The organism is Clostridiales bacterium (genome assembly GCA_017961515.1).
Taxonomy (GTDB): domain Bacteria; phylum Bacillota; class Clostridia; order Acetivibrionales; family RGIG10202; genus RGIG10202.
This window is the reverse complement of record JAGCXC010000002.1, coordinates 1-3,617: the sequence shown is the minus strand read 5'-3', so window position 1 is coordinate 3,617 and position 3,617 is coordinate 1. Positions and strand designations below refer to the sequence as shown.

Annotated in this window: 2 protein-coding genes; both read right to left on the bottom strand. The window is 30.9% G+C overall.

Going from position 1 to position 3,617, the window contains the following annotated elements:
* Positions 1-2,606 precede the first annotated feature (2,606 nt).
* Positions 2,607-2,960, bottom strand: a complete 354-nt coding sequence (locus tag J6Y29_00030; GenBank protein ID MBP5426282.1) for a hypothetical protein — start codon at positions 2,958-2,960, stop codon at positions 2,607-2,609.
* Positions 2,961-3,002: 42 nt separating this feature from the next.
* Positions 3,003-3,617 (bottom strand): hypothetical protein (locus J6Y29_00025; GenBank protein ID MBP5426281.1); only part of this gene is annotated, 615 nt, incomplete at its 5' end.

Genomic DNA, 3,617 nt, shown 5'->3' with positions numbered 1-3,617 from the left:
ATTATTAACATATGTTATTACTCTTTGAGTTCTACCCTACTATACTAGTCAAGTTGCCTATAAAGTGTAGATATGATATACACGATAGTTGTAGTATAAACACGTATAGTATTATAACAGTTAGATGCAACTTGACGGACTATAACTTGTAGATAACCTTACAGTATTACTATAAAATATTACAATAGTATTAGATTACCTATATGGTTTAGTTTACTGACTTAGTGATAGCTACTAAAAGGTTATAGTATTCTTAATTTCCATAAGTAAATAAAGTAACCTTACTGTTTTACCCTACTATCCTAGTGACAGTATACTGATAGTTTTAGTGACAACAGTATTATAGTGCATTGCACTTAGTTAGGGTACTAGATTAGTTTAGTAATGAGATTTATTATAGTATTAATAGATTTAAACTAAACATATTAGTTATTTGACTAGAATAGAAGTCTTTAACAGTTTAGTAACTTTAGTAATTATTATATTATTAATACCAATAGAATATTTTAGTTACTAGTAAGATAAAGTTCACTTACTTAGTCTAGTAGTTCACTGTAACTAAGTTAGGGTTGTTAGACTAACCAAGTAATTTACAATTCTATTGTCTTAATAAAATTAACCATGTTAGATACTTCAACTAGAATGGTAAACTTTAACTAGCAGTAAACTACTACGTATCTACAAAAGATTACCAAGTAAATCTTAGTCAGAAAACTTTAACTTGTAGTTCCTACTACAAATTTTAGTACACTTTGACTAAGTTGGTAAACGAGTGGCTATGTAATAGACGTAATCGAACAATGCACCCACAGGAGATAAATAGTATCGGTACGTAGTTTGCATTGTGAGATTTAGTAACTGTTAAGTTACGTGTCTATTATAGCTACGTCAACTAATAGTTAACCTAACCTTGCCTAGCAGTACAGTGTAACTTAGTCAGAAAACTACAACTTGTATTTAGTACACTGTGTACACTGTGACTAAGTCAGGAATACAGTGCCATGTAATAGGCATAATTGAATACGAGTGTACGCAAAGCAGACAATATGAATGTTACTATGTAACATGAATGATACTATACTAGATGTACACGAAGTATGAAATTTAGTGCACAGAGGGTAACCGATAGGGCACGTGCCTATTATGGTACGAAAGTGTTGTACTACTACGAAGTTTTATGGTACGTAACACATAATTGTTATAATCTTGATACGGAGTGAAGTGGCAAGTTACGTTGGCTATTATAGTCACGTTGATTTATCTGTTTTAGTGCACTTGGAACACTCTAGGAAAACTCGGTACTCTAACGTGAGTGGAAGAAAAAATCGTGGTTAGGAAGTGGTAGGGAATGGAAAATTAGAGATAAGTGAGAAAATGGAATAAGGGAATGAAAATTGGAGAGGGGAAAAAGGGGGAATTTGAAGTGAAAGTGGGAGATTGCTACCCGTCCCCCTTTCAAAATTCGAACACCTATTCTTGCCAAAACGTGCCCCCTTTGGTGACAAGGGCGTCATGAAGTTAAGCTGGACTTACTTAGGTTAGTTGCAATGTACTAAGGTTAGTCAGACTAACTAAGGTAAGGTAGACTAACTGAGGATAGACACACTAACTGAGGTTGAAAAAGGCTAACTAAGATTAGGTTGACTAACACAAGTAAGGTATACTAACTAAGGTTGTAGCAAGGCTACACTAGTAAGGCAACACTAACACTAGTTAGACAAACTTACCAAAGTTAGTTAAGTATCACTAGCTTGACAAGTCTTGACATGGTGACAAGTCCTTGACAGTAGGCTTGACGTATATAGGAGTTGTGACAAGTTGCAAGCTTGACACGTCAACAAAGTACATGAAAAAATTTATTGACATAAAACGTGACGTAACACCTTTGTTTTGTCATGGATATGGTAGCAGCACAAGGAGTTCAATGTCATTCGTTGACATACACCTTGACAAGCTTTGCATTGCATGACATTTCTTGTAACGGAAAATAACGTCATAGCATGGTCATATAGGGCTTGTCACGATAGTATGAATATATTTTATCTATGACATATAAAACGTCTGTATGATTGAATACGTGCGTTATATGGTACGTTGTGCAAGTGCTAAAATAGTAAAACAATAACAGTTTGCACTATATATGAATTGTGTGACAACTTGAGAAATTGTAAAATAATTATGTAGTTTTAAAAACTATGTGAAGTGGTTTAAGATGTGGTATAGGTGTAAAGTAAATTGCTTGACAGTGTTAGGTGTAAAGTTTTTTACTTGACAGTATGTGTTTGAATAGTTCACAAAATGAATTTTCTATGAAAAAGAGGATATTTTCTTCTATTCCATAGCTTTTAACTATACTTTTCCCTTGCTCCATAGCTTTTAGTTATATCTAGTAACATTGTACCTTATCCGCCTTGTGCATATAATACTATTTGTAGACATAGCTAAAATACGCACGTATTACCACCTAGAACGCGATGAAAGTAATTAGATATACTATTATATACATTACGTGGCAAAAACGTCTTAAAATGGAAAATACAATGCTATTGACAAAAGTTTAACAAGCGATAACAAAAAAAAGGCTAGTATTAACTAGCCTTAAAATATTATTCTTTGAAATATACTTGAAAATCGCGATGATTATTTTCAAGCCTTCCACCTCTAAAACCTCTTTTCAAAAGTGCATTTTTACAAGAATTTTTAATCCATTTAGGTTGATATCTATGAGTCGAAAATCCACAACCACCAAAAAAATCTATTATATCATTGTAACCAAAACAATTTTCAGGTGTTTCAACGATATAATAATATATCAATTCATTAGATATGCAAATTTTATCTACAACTAGATAGAATTTATACACTTCTTTTTCAAATTTCCTTGTAAATAATAAATTCTTTGCACGTTCTTTAAATTCAGTATTCATGATACTATCAAATAGTATTTTATCTTTTTTCATGTTATATTATCCTCCTATTTATCTATTTATCTAATTTATAGGTTAGTAATTGAATATATCACGCACTATTGCATTTATTATATTTGTAGCTATATTATTTGATAAACCACCTAAACAATTTGTAAATTTTGGATTATATTCTTTTATTAAATACAATCCCTCTTCTTGTGCTATTTTATAACAAGTATAATCATATAACACATTTTTTTTTACGTTTATGTACTGTGCTAAAATTTGTTGAAAAGTCTTTTTCATTTCATAGCAAAGATTTTTCAATTCTTCCCACTTTTCATTACTAATGCAAAAGTTGTTATGTGATGGTGTTATATACAATACATTTTCAACATTACTTTTTTTGCAAATAGTTGATAATGTAAATATCATAGGATTGTATGATGATATACCAAAATTATTTATACATTCGTTGTTGCGTGCCCACTCTAACCACTTCCTATATATAGATTTTTTAACATTAGAGCATTTTATGTAACAACTTGATAAATCAACACCACTATTAATCATAGCTCTTTTTTTTAAATACTCCATATCATCACTTTTTACTATTTCAAAATTTTCTCCACCTAATTTAACAGTTAACACATCTTTTAACCTCATATTTTTCCACCTATCCTTTTTATTTTTTAGGTTTTTAGTTTT